Below are 20,564 nucleotides of genomic sequence, written 5' to 3' on the forward strand. Positions count from 1 at the left end.
ACGGGATTCCTGAGTCCTTAGAAATGGATGGAATCCCGTGTAAGCATCAACGGCGTTGAAACAGGCCGCCCCGCAGTCACCGCCACTTGACTTTAGGTCGCCGATTCTTCGGCGCTCCAGCGCAGTCTTAGTGAACTCTACGCAGGCATACGAAACGCGACGCAAGGTGAATTAGCGCAAAAATGGAGCAAACTGTCGCTTTTTCTCAAAAGAACGACATTTACACATTTTGCACACGCTCGGTGCGATGCCTCGACTTCCCGCCCAGGAACTGTCTAAGTTCTTGATTTCAAAAACAAAAACGGCCGCCATGTTGAAACAATGGCGGCCGTGTCAGCTTGAAAATTCTGGTCGGGGTGAGAGGATTCGAACCTCCGGCCTCTACGTCCCGAACGTAGCGCTCTACCAGGCTAAGCTACACCCCGATCTCTAGTGGTACGCGCGGTTTGCATCATCTCGCCGCTCAGGTATTGTTGCCTGTGCCGTTGTCCGAGTAATCAGACTGTGCGTCCTAAAGAATAAGCGCATAAGTCTAGCAGAGCCTGCCGGGCAGGGCTAGGTGCCAGGGGGGAAAGCGCGCGCTCGGCAACGCGGATCTCGCCCTGCGCGGCCTTGCGCACGGCCTGCATGGCGCCGCAAGCGTGCACGATGTCCATCACGTCGTCGAGTGCGCTGGTGTCGCCTTGGCGGATGGCATTTTCGATCAGAGTGCGCTGCGCGGCAGTGCCCTGTCGCATGGCGATGATCAGCGGCAGGGTGGGTTTGCCTTCGCGCAGGTCGTCGCCAATGTTCTTGCCCAGTTCTGCGGAGTTGCCGCTGTAATCGAGCAGGTCGTCAATCAACTGGAAGGCGGTGCCGAAGCTGCGTCCCGCCAGGGCCATCTCTTCCTGCGTGTTCGCATCGGCATCGGCGAGTACGGCGCCGATTCGGGCTGCGGCCTCGAAAAGTTTCGCGGTTTTGAAGCGGATGACTTGGAGATAACGTTGCTCATCGACTTCCGGGTCGTGCATGTTGAGCAATTGCAACACTTCGCCTTCGGCGATGACATTGGTGGCGTCGGCCAGGATGTCGAGAATGCGCATGCTCCCCACGGACACCATCATCTGAAATGCCCGTGAGTACAGAAAATCGCCGACCAGCACGCTGGCCGAGTTGCCGAAGAGGGCGTTGGAGGTTTCGCGCCCGCGTCGCATGGATGACTCGTCCACCACGTCGTCATGAAGGAGGGTGGCGGTATGGATCAGTTCCACCACAGCGGCCATGATGTGCTGTTTCGGCCCGCGAAACCCCAGTGCCTGGGAGACGAGCAGCAGCAAGGCGGGACGCAGTCGCTTGCCTCCGCCCGCAACGATGTAGCCGCCGATGGTGTTGATCAGCGCGACTTCGGAGGCCAGGTGGGTGTGAATGGCCCGGTCGACGCTCTCCATGTCTTCGGTGATCGGCGCAAAGACGGAATGAATCGTCGGTGCTTGCGCCATGTCTGGCGTTTGTGTTGATGAAGGCGACATGGAAGAGTCGGTTGCGAATCAGATGCGGGTAGACAATATTTGATCTTTAAGGAGAGGTTCATGAACACCTTCCTACAGGCCGCCATTCTAAGAAGGTGCGGTGGCAGGGAGGGAGGTCGAACCTGAGGACATAGTGCGTGGACGACGATGTCTGAGCATAACTGGTGAAAGACTTGAGCCGTGCTAGAATTACGAGCTTTTTCCGGGCGAACCGCCAAGCCTTCTTTTTCTGAGGAAGCTTGCGGAGTGGTCTGGTTGTCCGTGCGGGGCCGATAAAAGAGGCCGTGTGCACGATTTCCAAGAGGTGAACTTATGTATGCGGTCATAAAAACCGGCGGCAAGCAGTACCGTGTTGCAGCTGGCGAAAAAATCAAGGTAGAACAGATGCCGGCAGACGTAGGTCAGGATATTGTGTTGGAAGAGGTGCTCGCCGTGGTCAACGGTGAAGACGCCAAGTTCGGCACTCCCCTGGTCGACGGTGCAAAGGTGACGGCCAAGGTGCTGTCGCACGGGCGGCACGACAAGGTGCGCATTTTCAAGATGCGTCGCCGCAAGCACTATCAGAAGCATCAGGGGCATCGGCAGAATTACACCGAGCTTCAGATTGAAACGATCTCGGCCTAAGGAGATTCAGACATGGCACAGAAAAAAGGCGGCGGCTCAACCCGCAACGGGCGCGACTCAGAAGCCAAACGACTCGGCGTGAAGGTGTATGGCGGCCAGGGCATCTCGGCCGGCGGCATCATCGTGCGTCAGCGTGGCACCAAGTTCCACCCCGGACACAATGTCGGCATCGGCAAAGACCACACCTTGTTTGCGCTGGTCGATGGCCGCGTTGAATTTGAAGTGAAGAGCGCGTTCAATCGGCAGACCGTGACGGTTGTAGCCAACTGACGTGTGAGACTCGGCCGCTGTTAGGCCGGGTTGGGGCAATGCCCCATCAACGCCCCGGCGTGGTGACACAAGGCACACAGCGTGTGTGCCGGGTTCGCCAGCCGGGGTTTTCTGTTTTTTCAGCGAAGCGAGCCCACCGTGAAATTTGTCGATGAAGTCGTGATCGAGGCGCACGCCGGAAACGGCGGCAACGGCTGCGTGTCGTTTCGCCGTGAGAAATTCATTCCCTTTGGCGGGCCGAATGGCGGTGACGGCGGGCGCGGCGGACATGTCATCGCTCGCGCAGATGTCAATCTGAACACGCTGGTGGACTTTCGGTTTTCCAAGCTGCATCGCGGACGCAACGGCGAGCACGGGCGCGGCGCGGATCAGTACGGCGCCGGTGGCGACGACAAGGTGCTGCGCATGCCGGTTGGCACGCTGATCTTTGATGCCGAAACGGATGAGCTCATCGCCGATCTGGTGCAGGACGGCCAGGAGATCATCATCGCCCGCGGCGGGCAAGGCGGCTTGGGCAATCTGCACTTCAAATCCAGCGTGAATCGCGCACCGCGCGAATCGACCAAGGGACAAGAGGGCGAGCATCGCAAGCTGCGTCTCGAACTCAAGGTGCTGGCCGATGTGGGGCTGCTGGGCATGCCCAACGCGGGAAAGAGCACCTTGATTTCCGCCGTGTCCAATGCCCGTCCCAAGATTGCCGACTATCCGTTCACCACGCTGTATCCCAATCTCGGCGTGGTGCGTCTGGGGCCTGGCCGGAGCTTCGTCATTGCCGACATTCCCGGGCTGATCGAGGGCGCGGCGGAAGGCCAGGGGCTGGGCCATCAGTTTCTGCGGCATTTGCAGCGCACCAAACTGCTGCTGCACATCGTGGATATGGCGCCGATTGAAGAGGGCGCAGATCCCGTCAGGGATGTTCGCGCCATCGTGGCCGAGCTGAAAAAATACGACGCCGACCTAGCCGCCAAGCCCCGTTGGCTGGTACTCAACAAACTCGATCTGCTGCCCGAAGACGAGCGCGAGGCGGCGGTGAAAAACCTGCTTCGCCGTCTGCGTTACAAAGGCCCGGTGTTCCCGATCTCGGCACTGGCACGCGAGGGCCTTGACCCACTGCTGCACGCGATTGCCGAACATATCGGCCAAAGCAAACCGGTAGAAACCGTCGAACTCGATCCCCGCTTCCGTGACGATGTCAGCCCCTGAAATGCAGCCTTCCAGCTCTGTCGTGCAGTCGGCGCGGCGCGTCATCATCAAGGCCGGTTCCAGTCTGGTCACCAATGAAGGGCGTGGCGTCGATCTCGATGCCGTGTCCCGTTGGGCGGGGCAGATCGCCGGCCTACGCTCGGCAGGCAAGGACGTCATTCTGGTCTCCAGCGGCGCCATCGCCGAAGGGATGCGTCGCCTGGGCTGGTCGCAACGTCCGCGCGAAATGCACCAGTTGCAGGCGGCTGCGGCCGTCGGCCAGATGGGCTTGGCGCAAGCTTACGAAACGGCCTTCCGGGAGCGCGGCATGGTCGCCGCACAGGTTTTGTTGACCCATGCTGACCTGGCGGATCGCCAGCGCTATCTCAACGCCCGCACGACCTTATTGACCTTGTTGGAGCAGGGTGTCGTGCCGGTCATCAACGAAAACGACACCGTGGTCACCGACGAGATCAAGTTTGGTGACAACGACACCTTGGGTGCGCTGGTCACCAATCTGGTGGAAGGCGATGTGCTGATCATCCTCACTGACCAATCGGGCCTGTACAGCGCGGATCCGCGCAAACATGCCGACGCCACACTGATCGCCCAAGCCGACGCCGAGGACGACGCGCTGCAGGCCATGGCCGGCGGTGCTGGAACGGGAATCGGCACCGGCGGGATGGCGACCAAGGTCACGGCAGCGCGGCGTGCGGCGCGCAGTGGCGCGCATACCGTGATTGCCAGCGGACGCGAGCCCGATGTGCTGCTCCGGTTGGCGCGGGGCGAGATCGTTGGCACTCAGCTACTGGCTGGTCACGCCAAGCTAGCCGCGCGCAAACAGTGGATGGCCGATCATTTGCAACTGCGCGGCTGGGTCAGGGTGGACGAAGGCGCAGCCCGGCGTTTGCGCGCACAAGGGGCCAGCTTGCTGCCGGTTGGCGTGGTGGAGGTCCAGGGCGACTTCGATCGAGGTGACGTCATCGCCGTGCGCGATGCAAGCGGAGCGGAAGTGGCGCGGGGCCTGAGTAATTACGCGGCTTCACAGGCCCGGCGCATCATGCGCCACCCGTCTGCCGACATCGAGGCCATACTCGGTTTCAGCGAGGAGCCCGAGCTGATTCACCGGGACAATATGGTTTTCCTGTAGGACGTAGCGGGAGAGATGCTTCAGCGCTCATTTGTCATCAGAGAATTGTCCGAGGGGGCATGCAAGCCCATCTCGATGCGACGAGCCAAGTCAGCAGGCGTGCCGCGAACAGCCCGGTTGTGGCAAAAATCGTCGCTGTAAAGCGTGGCGTGCACCCGCGTTGCACCGTTTTCGGGAATGCGCTGCCAGTCACCCCCGCTTGCGGCCACCCATTTCTGGCTGGCGTCGTTCCACAGACCATAGAGCGCCCACTGTCGCGTGGCGCAGTTGATTCCTTCATAGGTGATGTTGCGCGGTCCGTTGGGCGTTTTTCCCACCAGGGTGTAGCGCACCGTCTGGCCCGGTTCGACTGAAATTGAGCCCCGATCGACATAAAACTGCAGCGCGCCGCTCGCGGTGATGTGCACATGCAACAGATCCGCCGGGGCGCGGGGAAAGGTGACAGGCGCTTCGGCAGTGCTCTGCTTGGCGCCGAACAAGCCGCTTTCGTCTGCAGACTGGGCGTGAGTCAAAGGGCTGGAGCCCAAGCCGAGCAAAAGGCCGGCCAGCAGCGTCGCGCGCAGGCGTGCTGAAGCAGAAAAGGTCATGCTGGATCCGGTGTGGTGAAAGGAGAAGCCGAAGCATCCGTCGTGGCGGCCTCGTCTGCAGGGGCGGCGCCCTCATGGCGGTGCCGCAGATTGGCGCGCAGGAAACGCGTGCGCGGTTCGGTTCGGGGCAGAAAACGCGCCAGCTCAGTCAGCGCCATTTGATAGACGTCGCGCTTGAACTCGATCACGCTGTCGAGCGGTATCCAGTATTCGTTCCAGCGCCAGGCGTCGAACTCAGGGTGCTCGGTGGCGCGCAGACAAACATCGCAATCGCGCCCGGTCAGGCGCAGCAAATACCAGATCTGCTTCTGGCCTTTGTAGATACCCCGACTGTCGCGGCGCACGAAGTGGCTGGGTACGTCATACCGCAGCCATTGGCGGGTGCGGGCAATGATGCGGACATGACAAGGGTTGAGGCCGACCTCTTCGTGCAACTCGCGGTACATGGCCTGCTCAGGCGTTTCGCCCGGGTTGATGCCGCCCTGCGGAAACTGCCACGAATGCGCTCGCACGCGCTTGCCCCAGAACACCTGATTTCTGGCGTTGAGCAGGATGATGCCCACGTTGGGACGGTAGCCTTCGCGATCCAACATCGCCTGATCCTCGATCTTTTAGAATTCTCCGTTTGATTATAGGCAGCGCGGCCGCTGGGAGAGGGTGTTTCCAGAGTGCGGCAGAGCCTGCAAACGCCCAATACAGCCAAGACCCCGACGATCACGCTGATCTTCGAATTTATTTTTCCTCAAATGCCGGCCACGCGCCGCTACGCATGAAAATTTCCCGCTTTTTCATTTCCACTCAGAAGGACGATCCGGCGGATGCCGATGTTCGCAGCCAGGCGCTGATGTTGCGCGCGGGCATGATCAAAAAACATGCAGCGGGGCTCTATAGCTATCTGCCGCTGGGCCTGCGCAGCATCCGCAAGGTGGAGGCCATCGTGCGCGAGGAAATGAATCGCGCGGGCGCCATCGAGTTGCTCATGCCCGTGGTGCAGCCGGCCGAGCTTTGGCAGGAGACCGGGCGGCTGGATCAATTCGGTCCCGAACTGTTGCGCATCAAAGACCGCCATGACCGCGACTTTGTGATCCAGCCCACCTCAGAGGAAGTCGTGACCGATCTGGTGCGCAGCGAGGTGCGGAGCTGGCGTCAACTGCCGCTCAATTTCTATCACATCCAGACCAAGTTTCGCGATGAGCGTCGTCCGCGATTTGGCGTGATGCGCGCGCGTGAATTCACGATGAAGGATGCGTATTCCTTCGACCGCGATTTCGAGGCGGCGCAGATCAGCTACCGCGTCATGTTCGACGCCTATGTGCGCATCTTTCAGCGTTTCGGCTTCGAGTTCCGCGCCGTGGCGGCGGATTCCGGCGCCATCGGCGGCTCGCTCAGCCACGAGTTTCACGTCATTGCCGACACCGGCGAAGATGCCATTGCTTACTGCGAGGGTTCCGACTTTGCCGCGAACATCGAGAAGGCCGAAGCTCTGCCGTTGATCGCCGCGCGCGCCGAGCCGACGCAGACGCTGCAAAAGACGCCCACGCCGGGCGCGGCCAAATGCGAAGACGTCGCCTCGCTGCTGGGCATTCCCTTACAGCAGACCCTCAAGTCGGTCGTGCTCGCAGTGGATGGCGACAAGCCCGGACAGGCCGCAACCATCGTGCTGCTGCTGGTGCGCGGCGATCATGCGGTCAACGAGGTCAAGGTGAGCAAGCTCGCCGGTTTGGCCAGCACCCGCATGGCGACCGAGGCCGAGATTGTGGCCACGTTTGGCACGCCGCCGGGCTACCTTGGGCCGATCGGTACCGTGCACCCCGTGCGCGTGATTGCCGATCGCACCGTAGCGAATATGAGCGACTTCGTCGTCGGCGCCAATGCGGTGGATTTCCACTACACCGGCGTCAACTGGGGGCGCGATCTGCCTGAGCCCGAAGTGGCCGACATCCGCAATGTGCAGGCGGGCGATCCCAGCCCGGACGGCAAGGGCGTGTTGTCGATCTGCCGCGGCATCGAGGTGGGGCATGTGTTCTATCTGGGCACCAAATATTCGGCCGCGATGGGCGCGACATTCCTCGACGACAAGGGCAAATCGCAAACGCTGGAAATGGGCTGCTACGGCATCGGCATCACCCGCATCCTCGGGGCCTGCATCGAACAGAACCATGACGCCAAGGGCATGATCTGGCCGGATGCGATCGCCCCGTTCACCGCTGTGATCTGCCCCATCGGTTATGACCGCAGCGAAGCCGTGCGCCAGGCGGCGGACGCGCTCTACGCCGAACTCATCGCCGCAGGCGTGGATGTGGCGCTGGACGACCGCGGCGAGCGTCCGGGCGTGATGCTGGGCGACTGGGAACTGATCGGCGTGCCGCACCGCATGGTGATTTCCGACCGCGGTCTTGCTGCGGGCACGGTGGAGTATCAGCACCGCCGAGAGAGTGCGCCGACGGTGTTGCCGCTGGCTGACGCCTGCGCGCAGTTGCAGGCCCGGTTGCAGCGCTGAGTCCGCAAGAGCACAGCGGCATGCCTGGCCTGTCTCGCCGTCGGTGGCTGTTGCAGGTGGCGGGAGCGGGCGCTGCGATCGGCGCGGGCTGGGGCTTGCCCACTGCGCCTGCCTGGGCTGGCGCGCAAAAGGAAGAGCAGCTCAGCGACGCGGTGCGCACCGCGCTTGCCGCGCAAATTGCCGAGGCTCCGCCGCCGCAGCCGCATTTTCGCGACGCCAATCATTTCGCCCAATACTGGGTGTGGCTGGCGACCGAGTCGGCGCGGCTGCAAAACCGCATTCCGGGCTTCTCGGTGCGGCGCGATTTTCTGCAAACCGTCTGGTACGAAGCGCACCGCGCCGGGCTGGAGCCCGCGCTGATCCTGGGCTTGATTCAGGTGGAAAGCGGCTTCAAGAAGTATGCCATTTCATCGGCCGGGGCGATGGGCTATATGCAGGTCATGCCGTTCTGGACCCAGCAGATCGGCAATGGCGACATTACGGGCCTGTTTCACATGCAGGTGAATCTGCGTTATGGCTGCGTGATTTTGCGGCACTACCTCAACATCGAAAACGGCAGCTTGTTCTACGCCTTGGGCCGCTACAACGGCTCGCGCGGCAAAGCGGCTTATCCCGACGCGGTGCTCGCCGCGCGCCAGCGCTGGCTGGTGGCGGGCGGCTCCGGCTGAAGTCGCCCGTCCCGCCGAGCGTCGAGCACTCAGCGCGGCATCATGCCGCCCATGCGCTGCATCATTTTGAACATCTTGCCGCCCTTCATTTTTTTCATCATGTCGCGCATCTGCTCGTATTGCTTGAGCAGGCGGTTGACTTCCTGCACCTGAACCCCGGCGCCTGCGGCGATGCGGCGTTTGCGGGTGGCTTTGATGACGTCGGGCTTGTGGCGCTCCTGCGGGGTCATGCTGTGGATGATGCCCTGCATGCGGCGCATGTCGCGCTCGGCGCGGGACATATCGGCCTGACCGGCCTTGGCCTGCATCTCGGCCGGCAGTTTGTCGAGCATGCCCTGCAGGCCGCCCATTTTGTTCATCTGCTGCAGCTGCATCAGAAAATCGTTGAGATCGAACTGGGCGCCCGACTTGACCTTGGCGGCCAGTTGCTGCGCAGCATCGACATCGACCTGACGCTGCGCCTGCTCCACCAGGGCGAGGATGTCGCCCATGCCCAGAATCCGGTCGGCCATGCGGCGCGGGTCGAAGGGCTCCAGGCCGTCGATCTTTTCCGACACCCCGGCGAACTTGATCGGTGCGCCCGTGACCTGCCGCACCGACAGCGCCGCGCCACCGCGGGCGTCGCCGTCGAGTTTGGTGAGCACAATGCCGGTCAGCGGCAGCGCGTCGTGGAAGGCGCGTGCGGTGTTCACCGCGTCCTGACCTTGCATGGCGTCCACCACGAACAAGGTTTCGATGGGCTTGAGCGCGGCGTGCAGCTCTTTGATTTCGCGCATCATGGCTTCGTCCACCGACAGTCGTCCGGCGGTGTCGACGAGCAGCACGTCGAAGTGGTGACTGCGGGCGAATTCGACGGCGCGGCGGGCGATGTCCAGTGGTTTGTCGTCGGGTGATGAGGGAAAGAATTCCGCCCCAGCCTGCGCCGTCACGGTCTGCAACTGCGCAATGGCCGCCGGCCGATAGACGTCGCACGACACGGTGAGCACTTTTTTCTTCTGCCGCTCGGTCAGCAGCCGCGCCAGCTTGGCGGTGGTGGTGGTCTTGCCCGCGCCCTGCAGACCGGCCATGAGCACGATGGCTGGCGGCTGGGTGGCGAGGTTGATCGGCACGGCGTCGCCGCCCATCAGATCGGCGAGTTCTCGCTGCACCACGCCGACCAGCGCTTGACCGGGGGTGAGCGAACCCACCACTTCCTGGCCCAGCGCCTTTTCTTTGACGCGGGCGGTGAATTCGCGCACGACGGGCAGCGCCACGTCGGCTTCGAGAAGCGCGAGGCGTACCTCGCGCAACATGTCCTGGATATTCGCTTCGGTGATGCGCGCTTCGCCCTTGAGGGTCTTGACCACGCGGGACAGGCGCTGGGTGAGGTTGTTGAGCATGGGGCGTGGAAGGTTGGAGCGAGGTTTGGGCGTTTGCGCAGTTTGGTCGTCGCAGAGCCTGAGGCCAGTCTGGCATTCACCGCGCGCGGCACTGAAGAACCGCAGGGGGGTCGGTTAAACTTGAAACATGTCGATTTTAGTGAATAGCCTCGCCTTCGCCTTCTATATGTTGGCTGCGGTGTTGTCGCGCCCGAAACCTGCTTTGGTGCTGGGCCAAGCGGAAGGGGCTGCCAGTGGGGCGACGCAACGTTCCGAGCGCTGGTCGACCTGGGTGATGGCGCTGGCCTGGATCGCGCAGACCATCACCTTCGCCATGGTGCTGCACGGCGAGTTGCAGCCGCATTTCGGCTTTGCCCAGGCGCTTTCGGTCACGTTCTGGCTGGTGGCGGCAGTGTATTGGGTGGAAAGTCTGTATTACCCCCTGCAGATGTTGAGAAGCTGGATCTGTCTGCTGGCGGCCCTTTCCATTTTGCTGAGCTGGGTTTTCCCCGGAGGCTTTACGCCGCCTTACGGCGCCGGGCCCACTTTCGCGCTGCATTGGGCGATGGGGATCGCCGCCTATGGTCTGTTCGGCGCGGCCGTGCTTCACGGCATTTTGCTGTGGACGGCCGAGCGTTCGCTGCATCGGCGCAAGGGCGCGGTGTCGGGCGTGTCGCGCAGCCTGCCTTTGCTCACCCTGGAAAAGCTGACCTATCGTTTGGCGGGGGTGGGTTTTGTGCTGCTGACGGCCTCGCTCATTTTTGCGGCGACGTTCAGCGAGCAATTGTTTGGCAAGCCGTTGGAGTTCAATCATCAAGCGGTTTTCGGTATCGCGGCCTGGCTGATTTTTGCCGTGCTGATGGTGGGTCGGGTGTTTCTGGGCTGGCGGGGCACGCGGGCGCTGGCTTGGCTGTTCGGCGGCACGGTGCTGCTGATGCTGACCTATGTCGGTTCGCGTTTTGTGCTGCAGGTGATTTTGCACCGATGAAGTACCTCGTTCTGTTTGTGGTGGTGATCGTCGGGCTGATGCTCATCAAAAAATCGCAGCAACCCCGCAGCGTGCGACAGCCGCCTTCGCCCAATAAACCGCCGCAGGTTCCCGAGGCGATGTTGCCGTGCGCGCATTGCGGCGTGCACTCGCCCGCCAGCCGCTGCGTCTGGCGCGATGGCAAGCCGTACTGCAGCGACGAGCATGCCCGTCTGGGGTCGTAAGCCGGGCGCTGCGGTCGCCGCTGAAAGCGCATTCGCGCGATCCATGTTCGCCCCGGCGGCGGCCTCTTCAGGTTCGGCCTTCGTGCCTTCTTCGCGTCTGGGCCGAGAACGCCTGCGAACCTACCGGGTGCTGGCTGCGGCGCGCGTGCTCATGTCGCTGATGTTGCTGGGCTGGCTGGTGCTGCTGCCCATGATGCAGGCGGCCCCCCATGCCGAAAAACCCGCCATCGCCACACTGGGTTACGGAGTGGCGCTGCTGTATGTGGCGCTGACAGTCGCGAGCCTTTGGTGGAGTTTCGTTCGCACGCAGGGCCTGGCCTGGCAGGTGCTGATCGCGATTGCCGTCGATCTGCTGGCCTTCACCACCTTGCAGTTCACTGCGGGATATCCCGCGCGCGAATTCGCCCTGATCTACGCCTTGCCCGTGTTGGCAGCGGGCATTTACGGCACGCTGTCGCTCACCTTGTTCGTGGCTGCCTTGGTGACGATGATTCTGCTGGGTAGCGCCGGGTTCGCGATGCTGGGCGGGGCGGCGGAGGCCGAGCAGCGCCTGCTCAATGCGGCCTTTGTCGGCATCGCCTATTTTGCCGTGGCGGTGCTGACCTGGCAGTTGTCGCAAAGACTGGCGCGGCAGGAGGCGCGCGCGGCGGCCAGCGAGTCCGTCGCCCGGCGGCAGATGGCCTTGAACCAGCGGGTGATCGAGGCGCAGCGCGATGGCGTCATGGTGGTCGATCGGCACATGGTGCTCGAAGCGCTCAATCCGGCCGCGCAACAGCTGCTGGATTTGCCCTGGAGCGATGCGGTCACGGCGCGCTGGCTCGGGGGGCGCAAGGCCTTGCGCGATCTGCCGGTGGCCGAGGTGGTGCGCAAAGAGGTGGAGCGCATGGCCATCGACGGCGAGGAGGCGCTGGAGGTCAAGGTGCGCACGCCCGCGGGTCGCAAGCTGCTGCTGCGTCTGTCCACGCTCGACAACCTGCCGGGCGGCGTGGGCTACCTCATCGTGCTGCAGGATCTGCGGGAGATCGATGCCCGCATTCAGCAGGAAAAGCTGGCGGCGATGGGGCGTCTGGTGGCCAGCGTGGCGCATGAGATCCGCAATCCGCTGGGGGCGATCGGGCAGGCCAACCAGCTCGCCCGCGAATTCGCGGGCGATGCGGTGCAGCTCGAACGCCTGCACCATCTCATCGGCCAGAACGTCGAACGCATCAACCGTACCGTCGAGGACGTGCTGGAGCTGGGCCGCACCGCGCCGCGTGAAATCGGCCTGATGCTTTGCGCGCCGTTGATGCGCGAGCTGCATGCCGAATTCGACCAACCGGATCAGGGACGCATCGGTCTGTTCATTCAGGACGACGCGGCGCAGATCCGCTTCGATGCCTTGCATCTGCGACGGGTGTTGGTCAATCTGCTGAGTAACGCGCGGCGCTATGCGAGCAACCAGCCACGGGCGATCGAGATGCGGCAACTCGGCGCCGGGCAGGTGCGGGAAATCCAGGTCTCCAACGATGGGCCGCTGATCGACGCCGAACTGCGCGCGCAGCTGTTCGAGCCGTTTCGCACCACGAGCAGCCGGGGCGTCGGGTTGGGCTTGTATATTTCTCACGAACTGTGTTTGCGCAACGGCGCGCGTCTGCTTTACCGCCTCAAGCGCGAGGGCACGCCGCATGAGCGCGGTTCTTTTGTCATTCAAATCGCACCGGGCCCTTAAGGCATGAATCCAGCGGATGTGCGTATTCTCATCGTCGACGACGAACCCGATCTGCGCGAGCTCTACACCCTGAGCCTGGTGCATGAAGGCTGGCAGATCGACGTGGCTGAAACCGTGGCGCAGGCGCGCGAGCAGTTGGCGCGCAGGCGCTACGCCCTCATGCTCACCGATATGCGTCTTCCTGACGGCGAGGGGCTGGAGTTGCTGCGCTGGCTGGAAGCCCAGCCCGACCGCTTTGAGAAGTCCATCGTCATTACCGCCTACGGCAGTGCGGGCAACGCGGTGGCTGCGCTCAAGGCCGGAGCGTTCGACTATTTGAGCAAGCCGGTCGATCTGGCGGCGCTGCGTCGCACCGTGCATGCGGCCCTCGCAGCGGTCGATGTGGAAGTGCAGGCGCCGACCAGCAGCGCATTGCAACGCATGGTGGGTGAGTCTGGGGTGATGCGCGCCCTTAAACAGACCTTGCAGCGCGTGGCCCGAAGCATGGCGCCCGTGCTCATCCAGGGCGAGTCGGGCACCGGCAAGGAGCTGGCCGCAAAGGCCGTGCATGAATGCAGCGCCCGCGCCAGCGGGCCGTTCGTTCCGGTGAACTGCAGCGCCATTCCCGAGCAATTGCTGGAGGCCGAGTTTTTCGGCTATCGCAAGGGCGCGTTCACCGGAGCGATGTCCGATCATGCCGGCTTCTTTGCCGCGGCGCAGGGCGGCACGCTGTTTCTCGACGAGATCGGCGAACTGCCCCTGGCGATGCAGGCCAAGCTGCTGCGCGCCGTGCAGGAGCGGCGCGTGCGCCCGGTGGGCGAGACGGCAGAAATCGCGGTTGATGTGCGCCTGGTCAGCGCCACCCACCGTCATCTGGAACGCATGGTGGAGCAGGGCCAGTTTCGGCAGGATTTGTTCTACCGCCTCAACGTCATCGCGGTCACTCTGCCGCCGCTGCGCGACCGGCTGGATGATCTGCCGGTACTCGTCGAGGCGTTGCTGGGCGACATCCGCCGCGACAATGCGCGGCCCGGTCTGCGGCTGAGCCCGGCTGCGCTTGAGCACCTGCGCCAGCATCGTTTCTCAGGCAATGTGCGCGAGCTGGAAAATCTGCTGCACCGGGCTGCGGCCCTGGCTGCACAAGATCTGATCGGCCCTGAAGACATCGAGCTGCAGGGCAGTGGCGCCCGCGCCGCCGAAGTGCTGACCTCTGCGACGGCTTTGCCGATCACCACCATCCTGCCCGACACGACGGCGCCATCCATGCCGCGACCGGCGGATCCGCCGGTCACCCCAATCGTTGCGCAGCGTGCCCCGGAGCCTCAGCCGCCTCAGTCGCCCCAGCCCCCCATGGCCCGGTTCGAAGCGCAATCGCCCCTGCCTCCCGACTTGGGGGCCTACCTCGATCAGGTTGAACGCAGCATCCTCTGCGAGGCGCTGCGGCGCACCCGCTTCAATCGCACCGCGGCCGCGCAGTTGCTGGGGCTGAATCTGCGTCAGATCCGCTACCGCATGGAGCGCCTCGACGTGCGCGACCCGGCTGAAGCGCCGCCGGACGACCCTCTCTGATCATGTCGCCCCCCATCAGCGCGGCCAGTCGGGAAGCAGGCTGGATGCCCCACGCCCGTCATGTGCCGTCCCCCAACCAGGATGAGCGGCCCGCGGGCGTGCCGATCGATTTACTGGTGATCCACTGCATCGCTCTGCCGCCGCGCCAATATGGCGGCGAGGCGATCGAGCAGTTGTTTTGCAATCGGCTCGATCCGCGAGCGCACCCGGCTTTTGCCGCGCTCGAAGGTCTGAGGGTCTCGGCGCATTTTGTGGTGCAGCGCGATGGTGTGCTCACGCAATATGTGTCCTGTGACCGGCGCGCCTGGCATGCCGGCGCATCGCGTTATGCTGGGCGCGAGCGATGCAACGATTTCAGCATCGGCATCGAACTCGAAGGGAGCGACGATGAGCCGTTCGAGCCCGAGCAGTACGACACCCTGATCGCACTGGGCTCTGAGCTGCTCGCGCGCTATCCCTTGCGCGCATGGGTCGGGCATAGCGACATCGCGCCAGGGCGCAAGACCGATCCAGGCGTCGGCTTCGACTGGCGCCAGCTCAAAAACGGCCTGGCCCTGCCGACATCGGCCTTTCCATTTCAGCGGTTTTGAGCACCCTTGCGGGTTTGCCCGAAGCCGCTCCAAGGGCAGACTTTGTGCATGAACCTGTGCATAAGCTGTGGGCTGGCTGTCAATTTGTCCCACACTACGAATAGTGGTTGAAATTCCGCCAGACGCTAGATATAGTGTCTTGCCGGTTTGAGAGAGATGCCGGATCGCGGTCTGAGACTGCGGCTTCGCAAGGCTGGAAATGCTTACGCGCTCTCTCGGTTCGTCCCCGATTTGCCCTCATTCGTCTTTATTGCTTTGTCCGTGCTGCTTTCATGCGGCGTTCATGTGCGCTCGCAGCGCCGTGAGCCAGTCAGATTTGCTGCGCGGCTCATCTGCCCCCAAGGAGTCCCGATGTCCCAGACCACCGCCGCCACCGAATCCGCTGCTGTCCCGCAACACCTCGCACACCCCGAGGTGGATACGCAACAGCAGGTCGCACTGGGTGATTTTTCAGACTACAAGATCATCCGTCGCAACGGGGCCGTGGTCGGGTTTGAGCCGAGCAAAATCGCCGTGGCGATGACCAAGGCCTTTCTGGCCGTGCAAGGCGGGCAGGGTGCGGCCTCGGCCAGCATGCGCGAAACAGTGAATGCGCTGACCGAAAACGTCGTGCGCGCCCTGCTCCGTAGCCGTCCCAGCGGCGGCACCTTTCATATTGAAGACATTCAGGACCAGGTCGAACTCTCGCTGATGCGCACTGGCCAGCACGAGGTGGCGCGCGCCTATGTGCTGTACCGCGAACGCCGCACACAAGAGCGGGCCAAGCAAAAAGCGGCTGCAGAGCAACAAGAGAGCGCTCCGGTGCTGCATGTGCTCGACGGCGGTCTGCGCAAACCGCTCGATCAGGCCGCTCTGGTGAGCCTGATCGAATCCGCCTGCGTCAATCTGAGTGCGGATGTGAAGGCGGCCCCCATCGTGGCGGAAACGCTGCGCAATCTGTACGACGGCGTGCCGATGCTCGAGGTTTACAAGGCCTCTATCCTCGCCTCGCGCACCCTGATCGAGCGCGACCCCGACTACTCCAAGGTCACCGCGCGCCTGCTGTTGCACACCATGCGCCGCGAGACGCTGAACGAGGACATTCCGCAGGAGCAGATGACCCAGCGCTACGCCGAGTATTTTCCGCGCTGCATCAAGGAGGGTGTCGAGCTCGAACTGCTCGACGAGCGGCTCGGGCAGTTCGACCTGGTCCGTCTGGGTGCCGCGCTCAAGGCCGAGCGCGACCTGCAGTTCGATTACCTGGGTCTGCAAACGCTGTACGACCGTTATTTCCTCGCCAATCGTGCCGATACGCGGGTGAACAAGGATGGCCGTCGCATCGAGCTGCCGCAGGCCTTTTTCATGCGCGTGGCCATGGGCTTGTCGCTCAACGAAATCGACCGCGAAGCGCGCGCCATCGAGTTCTACGAGCTGCTCTCCAGCTTTGACTTCATGTCGAGCACGCCCACGTTGTTCAATGCGGGCACCCGTCGTTCGCAACTCTCGAGCTGCTACCTCACCACCGTGGCGGACGATCTGGACGGCATCTACGAGGCCATCAAGGAGAACGCGCTGTTGTCCAAGTTCGCCGGCGGTCTGGGCAACGACTGGACGCGCGTGCGCGCCCTGGGCAGCCACATCAAGGGCACCAACGGCAAGAGCCAGGGCGTCGTGCCCTTCCTCAAAGTGGTCAACGACACCGCGGTGGCAGTGAACCAGGGCGGCAAGCGTAAGGGCGCGGTCTGTGCCTATCTGGAAACCTGGCACCTCGATATTGAAGAGTTCCTGGAACTGCGCAAGAACACCGGCGACGATCGCCGCCGTACGCACGACATGAACACCGCCAACTGGGTACCCGATCTATTCATGAAGCGGGTGATGGAAGGGGGCGACTGGACGCTGTTCAGCCCGGCCGACGTGCCCGATCTGCACGACAAGTTCGGCAAGGACTTCGAGCAGGTCTATACCCGCTACGAGCAAAAGGCCGCGCTGGGCGAAATCAAGCTGTTCAAGACCCTGCCTGCGGTGCAACTGTGGCGCAAGATGCTGTCCATGCTTTTCGAAACCGGCCATCCCTGGATCACCTTCAAGGATGCGTGCAATGTGCGCAGCCCGCAGCAGCATGTGGGCGTGGTGCACTCGAGCAACCTCTGCACCGAGATCACGCTCAACACCAACGAGAGCGAGATCGCGGTGTGCAATCTCGGCTCGGTCAATCTGGTTGCCCATCTGAAAGACGCGGCAGACGGCACCAAGGTCATCGACCAGGCCAAGCTCAAGCGCACCATCCAGACCGCGATGCGCATGCTCGACAACGTGATCGACATCAACTACTACGCCGTGGCCAAGGCGCGCAACGCCAATATGAAGCATCGGCCAGTGGGTCTGGGCATCATGGGCTTTCAGGACTGTCTGTATCAGCTGCGTATTCCCTATGGTTCGCAACAAGCCGTGGAATTTGCCGATCGGTCGATGGAGGCGGTTTGCTACGAGGCTTACTGGGCGTCGAGCGAACTGGCACGCGAGCGCGGCCGCTACAGCAGTTACGGCGGCTCGCTTTGGGATCAAGGCATTCTGCCCATGGACAGTCTGAAGCTGCTAGCCGAGCAGCGCGGCGGCTATGTCGAGGCCGACACCTCCAGCACTCTTGACTGGAACGCCTTGCGCGTCCAGATTGCGCAGCACGGCATGCGCAATTCCAACTGCGTGGCCATCGCGCCCACGGCCACCATCTCCAACATCGTCGGCGTCGACGCCTGCATCGAGCCGACTTTCCAGAACCTGTACGTCAAGTCGAATCTGTCGGGCGAGTTCACCGTCATCAATCAATATCTGGTGCGCGACCTCAAGGCGCGTGGCCTGTGGGACGCAGTGATGGTGGCCGACCTCAAGTACTTCGATGGCAGCACCCAGCGCATCGACCGCATTCCCGCCGATCTCAAAGCCCTGTATGCCACGGCCTTCGAGACCGATACCCAGTGGATCATCGAGGCTGCGGCGCGCCGCCAGAAATGGATCGACCAGGCGCAGTCGCTCAACATCTACATGGCTAATGCATCGGGCAAGCTGCTCGACGATACCTACAAGCTGGCTTGGCTGCGTGGCCTCAAGACCACCTACTACCTGCGCACTATCGGCGCCACGCATGCCGAGAAGTCCACGGTCAAGGCGGGTCAGCTCAACGCCGTGCCGCAGTCGCCAAGCGAGTCGGTTTCGGCTTTAGCTTCGGCTTCGGCACAGGCCGTGGTGCAGTCGGGTGACATCCGCTACTGTGCCATCGACAACCCGGAATGCGAAGCCTGTCAGTAAGCGCCGCAAACCGTTGCGGCGCATCACAAGTGATCAAGCGGCATGCCACTTGCGATGCGCCTGCACAACATGCGCCGCACAAACCACGCATCCTCATTGCATCGGTGTTGAGCCTTTGCGCTGAACACTTGATAATTCACGGAAGGTCATGAACATGCTTACTTGGGACGAACCACAACAGAACTCTGCAAGCCCCGCGCAAGGTGCGCTGGCGGAGCGTTCACTTCTATCCATGGGCGGTGCCTCGGCGTCGCTTCAATCCGCAGCCGCATCGGCGCCAGCATTGGCGGTGGCCGCAGACCTCTACAGCCAACGCGCGGCCTCCACTGCGCGGGTGCGCGCCGAAGACAAGCGCATCATCAACTGCAGTGTCGATGTCAACCAACTCGTCCCGTTCAAATACAAATGGGCCTGGGATAAATACCTCGCCTCCTGCGCGAATCACTGGATGCCGCAGGAAGTGAACATGTCGCGCGACATCGCGATGTGGAAAGACCCCAATGGCCTGACCGATGACGAGCGTCTCATCATCAAGCGCAACCTCGGCTTTTTCACCACGGCCGATTCGCTTGCCGCCAACAATATCGTGCTGGGAACCTATCGCCACATCACCAACCCCGAGTGCCGCCAGTATCTGCTGCGCCAGGCCTTCGAGGAAGCCATCCACACCCACGCCTATCAGTACATCGTCGAATCCATAGGCCTCGATGAAAGCGAGATCTTCAACTCCTATCACGAGATCACCTCCATCCGCGACAAGGACGAGTTCCTCATTCCCTTCATCGACACCCTGACCAACCCCGAGTTCCGTACTTCGGCTTTCGGGGGTTCGGAGCGCAACGATCAGGAGCTGCTGCGTTCCATCATCGTGTTCGCGTGCCTGATGGAAGGGTTGTTCTTCTATGTCGGCTTCACCCAGATCCTGTCGATGGGGCGGCAGAACAAGATGACCGGTGCGGCCGAGCAATACCAGTACATCCTGCGCGACGAGTCCATGCACACCAACTTCGGCATCGATCTGGTCAACCAGATCAAGCTGGAGAATCCGCATCTCTGGACCCCGGAATTCAAGCGCGAGCTCACCGGCCTGTTCCATCAGGCGGTCGAGCTTGAGTATCGCTATGCCGAGGACACCATGCCCCGCGGCGTGCTGGGTCTGAACGCATCGATGTTCAAAGGCTATCTGCGCTTTATCGCCAACCGCCGTGCGGTGCAGATCGGTCTCGACGCTATCTTCCCCAATGAAGAGAACCCCTTCCCCTGGATGAGTGAAATGATCGACTTGAAGAAGGAACGCAACTTCTTCGAGACCCGGGTGATCGAGTACCAATCCGGCGGCGCGCTGTCCTGGGAATGACGCCTGAATAACCTGCGAGCACGCACAACAGAGTGATTGTTGACCGAGTCCCTTCCACCCCGATACGTCCGGCCGCGCAGAGTCGGCGGGTGGAGTCTCCTCCTCTGTTTTTTGTCGCGCAACGCATGGGGGCGTCCATGGTGATGCCTGACTCCCTGCTCGATCAATTCTGGTGCGCCGGTCTGCGCCTCATGCTCTGGATGACCAGAGGTGAGCGCATGGCGCGCCGTTCCCCATTCCTTCCCGTAGCGGCTTTGATGCCGAAGGAAGTGAATCCCCTGCACGGATCAGCGCTGAGCCGATCGCAGGTGGTGCCGGCTGAACGCCGTGCCGATGTCCCGTACTGGAAACCGCCGGGAGGCGGGGCCGTGAGGCGCTCGGACGCGATTTGGCGACCGGCTCAACTTCAAAAGACTTGATCAAGGAGAATCACCATGGCAACTGCAAAAAAAGCGGCACCGGCGAAGAAAGCGACGCCCGCGAAGAAAGTAGCACCGGCGAAGAAGGCTGTACCCGCGAAAAAGGCGGCTCCGGCGAAGAAAGCCGCACCGGCGAAGAAGGCTGCTCCTGCGAAGAAGGCCGCACCGGCTAAGAAGGCTGCTCCTGCGAAGAAGGCCGGACCGGCGAAGAAGGCCGCGCCGGCGAAGAAGGTCGCGCCAGCGAAGAAGGCCGCACCGGCTAAGAAGGCTGCTCCTGCAAAGAAGGCCGCACCGGCTAAGAAAGCTGCACCGGCGAAGAAGGCTGCGCCTGCGAAAAAAGCGGCACCGGCGAAGAAGGCCGCAACTGCTCCCGCCAAAAAAGCAGCGACCGCGCAAACCAAGCTGAATCCGCAAGCGGCCTGGCCGTTTCCGACCAGCAAGCCCTGAGCATTCAGTGCAATTGAGCCCGGGCTGATCGCCCGGGTTTTTTTATTTCCGCACGCCGCATGCCTACCTCGAGCCGCTATCCCGGCTGGCTTCACTCCGACGACCTGGCGGGTGCGGTATGGTTGCGTCTATCTGCCTTATTACAGCA

At 62.5% G+C, this 20,564-nt stretch carries 17 protein-coding genes, 1 tRNA gene and 1 pseudogene; 14 read left to right on the forward strand and 5 right to left on the reverse strand.

Annotated elements, in window-relative coordinates:
* Positions 1-348: 348 nt before the first annotated feature.
* Positions 349-425: transfer RNA gene (locus BIO17B3_RS12940), tRNA-Pro, on the reverse strand.
* Between the two features lie 72 nt (positions 426-497).
* Positions 498-1,508: a polyprenyl synthetase family protein gene (locus BIO17B3_RS12945; protein ID WP_156054334.1), complete on the reverse strand. Its 1,011-nt coding sequence runs from the start codon at positions 1,506-1,508 to the stop codon at positions 498-500.
* A 312-nt stretch (positions 1,509-1,820) separates the two neighbouring features.
* Here BIO17B3_RS12945 and rplU point away from each other — a divergent pair, with 312 nt between their 5' ends.
* The 4 genes from rplU to proB all read left to right on the forward strand — a co-directional run bounded on the left by rplU (position 1,821) and on the right by proB (position 4,734).
* Positions 1,821-2,132 carry a 50S ribosomal protein L21 gene (rplU, locus tag BIO17B3_RS12950; RefSeq protein WP_013104730.1) on the forward strand — a complete coding sequence of 104 codons (312 nt, stop codon included), beginning with the start codon at positions 1,821-1,823 and terminating at the stop codon, positions 2,130-2,132.
* Between the two features lie 12 nt (positions 2,133-2,144).
* Positions 2,145-2,402, forward strand: coding sequence for a 50S ribosomal protein L27 (gene rpmA / locus BIO17B3_RS12955; RefSeq protein WP_013104731.1), 258 nt, complete (start codon positions 2,145-2,147; stop codon positions 2,400-2,402).
* A gap of 138 nt (positions 2,403-2,540) precedes the next feature.
* Positions 2,541-3,605 (forward strand): Obg family GTPase CgtA, encoded by a 1,065-nt coding sequence (cgtA, locus tag BIO17B3_RS12960; RefSeq protein WP_156054335.1) that lies wholly within the window; start codon positions 2,541-2,543, stop codon positions 3,603-3,605.
* Position 3,606: 1 nt separating this feature from the next.
* Entirely contained in the window at positions 3,607-4,734 is a 1,128-nt protein-coding gene (proB, locus tag BIO17B3_RS12965; protein ID WP_156055293.1) for a glutamate 5-kinase, read from the forward strand.
* Positions 4,735-4,754: 20 nt separating this feature from the next.
* Here the strand turns inward: proB and BIO17B3_RS12970 are convergent, their stop codons facing one another.
* Together BIO17B3_RS12970 and BIO17B3_RS12975 are read right to left on the reverse strand one after the other, a co-directional pair.
* Entirely contained in the window at positions 4,755-5,321 is a 567-nt protein-coding gene (locus BIO17B3_RS12970) for a CNP1-like family protein (RefSeq protein ID WP_156054336.1), read from the reverse strand.
* The gene (locus tag BIO17B3_RS12975; RefSeq protein WP_156054337.1) at positions 5,318-5,914 is read right to left on the reverse strand and encodes an RNA pyrophosphohydrolase; all 597 of its coding nucleotides are present in this window, start codon (positions 5,912-5,914) and stop codon (positions 5,318-5,320) included. Before BIO17B3_RS12975 ends, BIO17B3_RS12970 begins: the two co-directional genes overlap by 4 nt.
* A gap of 176 nt (positions 5,915-6,090) precedes the next feature.
* Here BIO17B3_RS12975 and BIO17B3_RS12980 point away from each other — a divergent pair, with 176 nt between their 5' ends.
* Positions 6,091-7,821, forward strand: coding sequence for a proline--tRNA ligase (locus tag BIO17B3_RS12980; RefSeq protein ID WP_013122271.1), 1,731 nt, complete (start codon positions 6,091-6,093; stop codon positions 7,819-7,821).
* A 20-nt stretch (positions 7,822-7,841) separates the two neighbouring features.
* Positions 7,842-8,489 carry a lytic transglycosylase domain-containing protein gene (locus BIO17B3_RS12985; protein WP_156054338.1) on the forward strand — a complete coding sequence of 216 codons (648 nt, stop codon included), beginning with the start codon at positions 7,842-7,844 and terminating at the stop codon, positions 8,487-8,489.
* Between the two features lie 29 nt (positions 8,490-8,518).
* On the opposite strand, the gene ffh is transcribed toward BIO17B3_RS12985, so the two are convergent.
* A complete protein-coding gene (gene ffh, locus BIO17B3_RS12990; RefSeq protein ID WP_156054339.1) occupies positions 8,519-9,868 on the reverse strand; it encodes a signal recognition particle protein in 1,350 nt (449 codons plus the stop codon).
* 127 nt (positions 9,869-9,995) lie between these two features.
* Here ffh and BIO17B3_RS12995 point away from each other — a divergent pair, with 127 nt between their 5' ends.
* The 8 genes and pseudogenes from BIO17B3_RS12995 to BIO17B3_RS13030 all read left to right on the forward strand — a co-directional run.
* Complete coding sequence (locus BIO17B3_RS12995; protein WP_156054340.1) at positions 9,996-10,835, forward strand: inner membrane protein YpjD; 840 nt, start codon at positions 9,996-9,998, stop codon at positions 10,833-10,835.
* A complete protein-coding gene (locus BIO17B3_RS13000; protein ID WP_013104740.1) occupies positions 10,832-11,059 on the forward strand; it encodes a PP0621 family protein in 228 nt (75 codons plus the stop codon). The genes BIO17B3_RS12995 and BIO17B3_RS13000 overlap by 4 nt, the downstream gene beginning before the upstream one ends.
* The gene (locus tag BIO17B3_RS13005; RefSeq protein WP_232054286.1) at positions 11,040-12,767 is read left to right on the forward strand and encodes a PAS domain-containing sensor histidine kinase; all 1,728 of its coding nucleotides are present in this window, start codon (positions 11,040-11,042) and stop codon (positions 12,765-12,767) included. The genes BIO17B3_RS13000 and BIO17B3_RS13005 overlap by 20 nt, the downstream gene beginning before the upstream one ends.
* Before the next feature lie 3 nt (positions 12,768-12,770).
* Positions 12,771-14,315 (forward strand): sigma-54 dependent transcriptional regulator, encoded by a 1,545-nt coding sequence (locus BIO17B3_RS13010; protein ID WP_156054342.1) that lies wholly within the window; start codon positions 12,771-12,773, stop codon positions 14,313-14,315.
* A gap of 2 nt (positions 14,316-14,317) precedes the next feature.
* The gene (gene ampD, locus BIO17B3_RS13015) at positions 14,318-14,905 is read left to right on the forward strand and encodes a 1,6-anhydro-N-acetylmuramyl-L-alanine amidase AmpD (protein WP_156054343.1); all 588 of its coding nucleotides are present in this window, start codon (positions 14,318-14,320) and stop codon (positions 14,903-14,905) included.
* A 351-nt stretch (positions 14,906-15,256) separates the two neighbouring features.
* Positions 15,257-18,193, forward strand: coding sequence for a ribonucleoside-diphosphate reductase subunit alpha (locus BIO17B3_RS13020; protein ID WP_156054344.1), 2,937 nt, complete (start codon positions 15,257-15,259; stop codon positions 18,191-18,193).
* Positions 18,194-18,347: 154 nt separating this feature from the next.
* Complete coding sequence (locus BIO17B3_RS13025) at positions 18,348-19,550, forward strand: ribonucleotide-diphosphate reductase subunit beta (RefSeq protein ID WP_156055294.1); 1,203 nt, start codon at positions 18,348-18,350, stop codon at positions 19,548-19,550.
* A 428-nt stretch (positions 19,551-19,978) separates the two neighbouring features.
* Positions 19,979-20,416: pseudogene (locus BIO17B3_RS13030) on the forward strand (histone); the annotation flags it as partial.
* Positions 20,417-20,564: the final 148 nt, after the last annotated feature.

This window comes from Thiomonas sp. OC7, from assembly GCF_900634595.1.
GTDB classification, from domain to species: Bacteria; Pseudomonadota; Gammaproteobacteria; order Burkholderiales; family Burkholderiaceae_C; genus Thiomonas; species Thiomonas arsenitoxydans.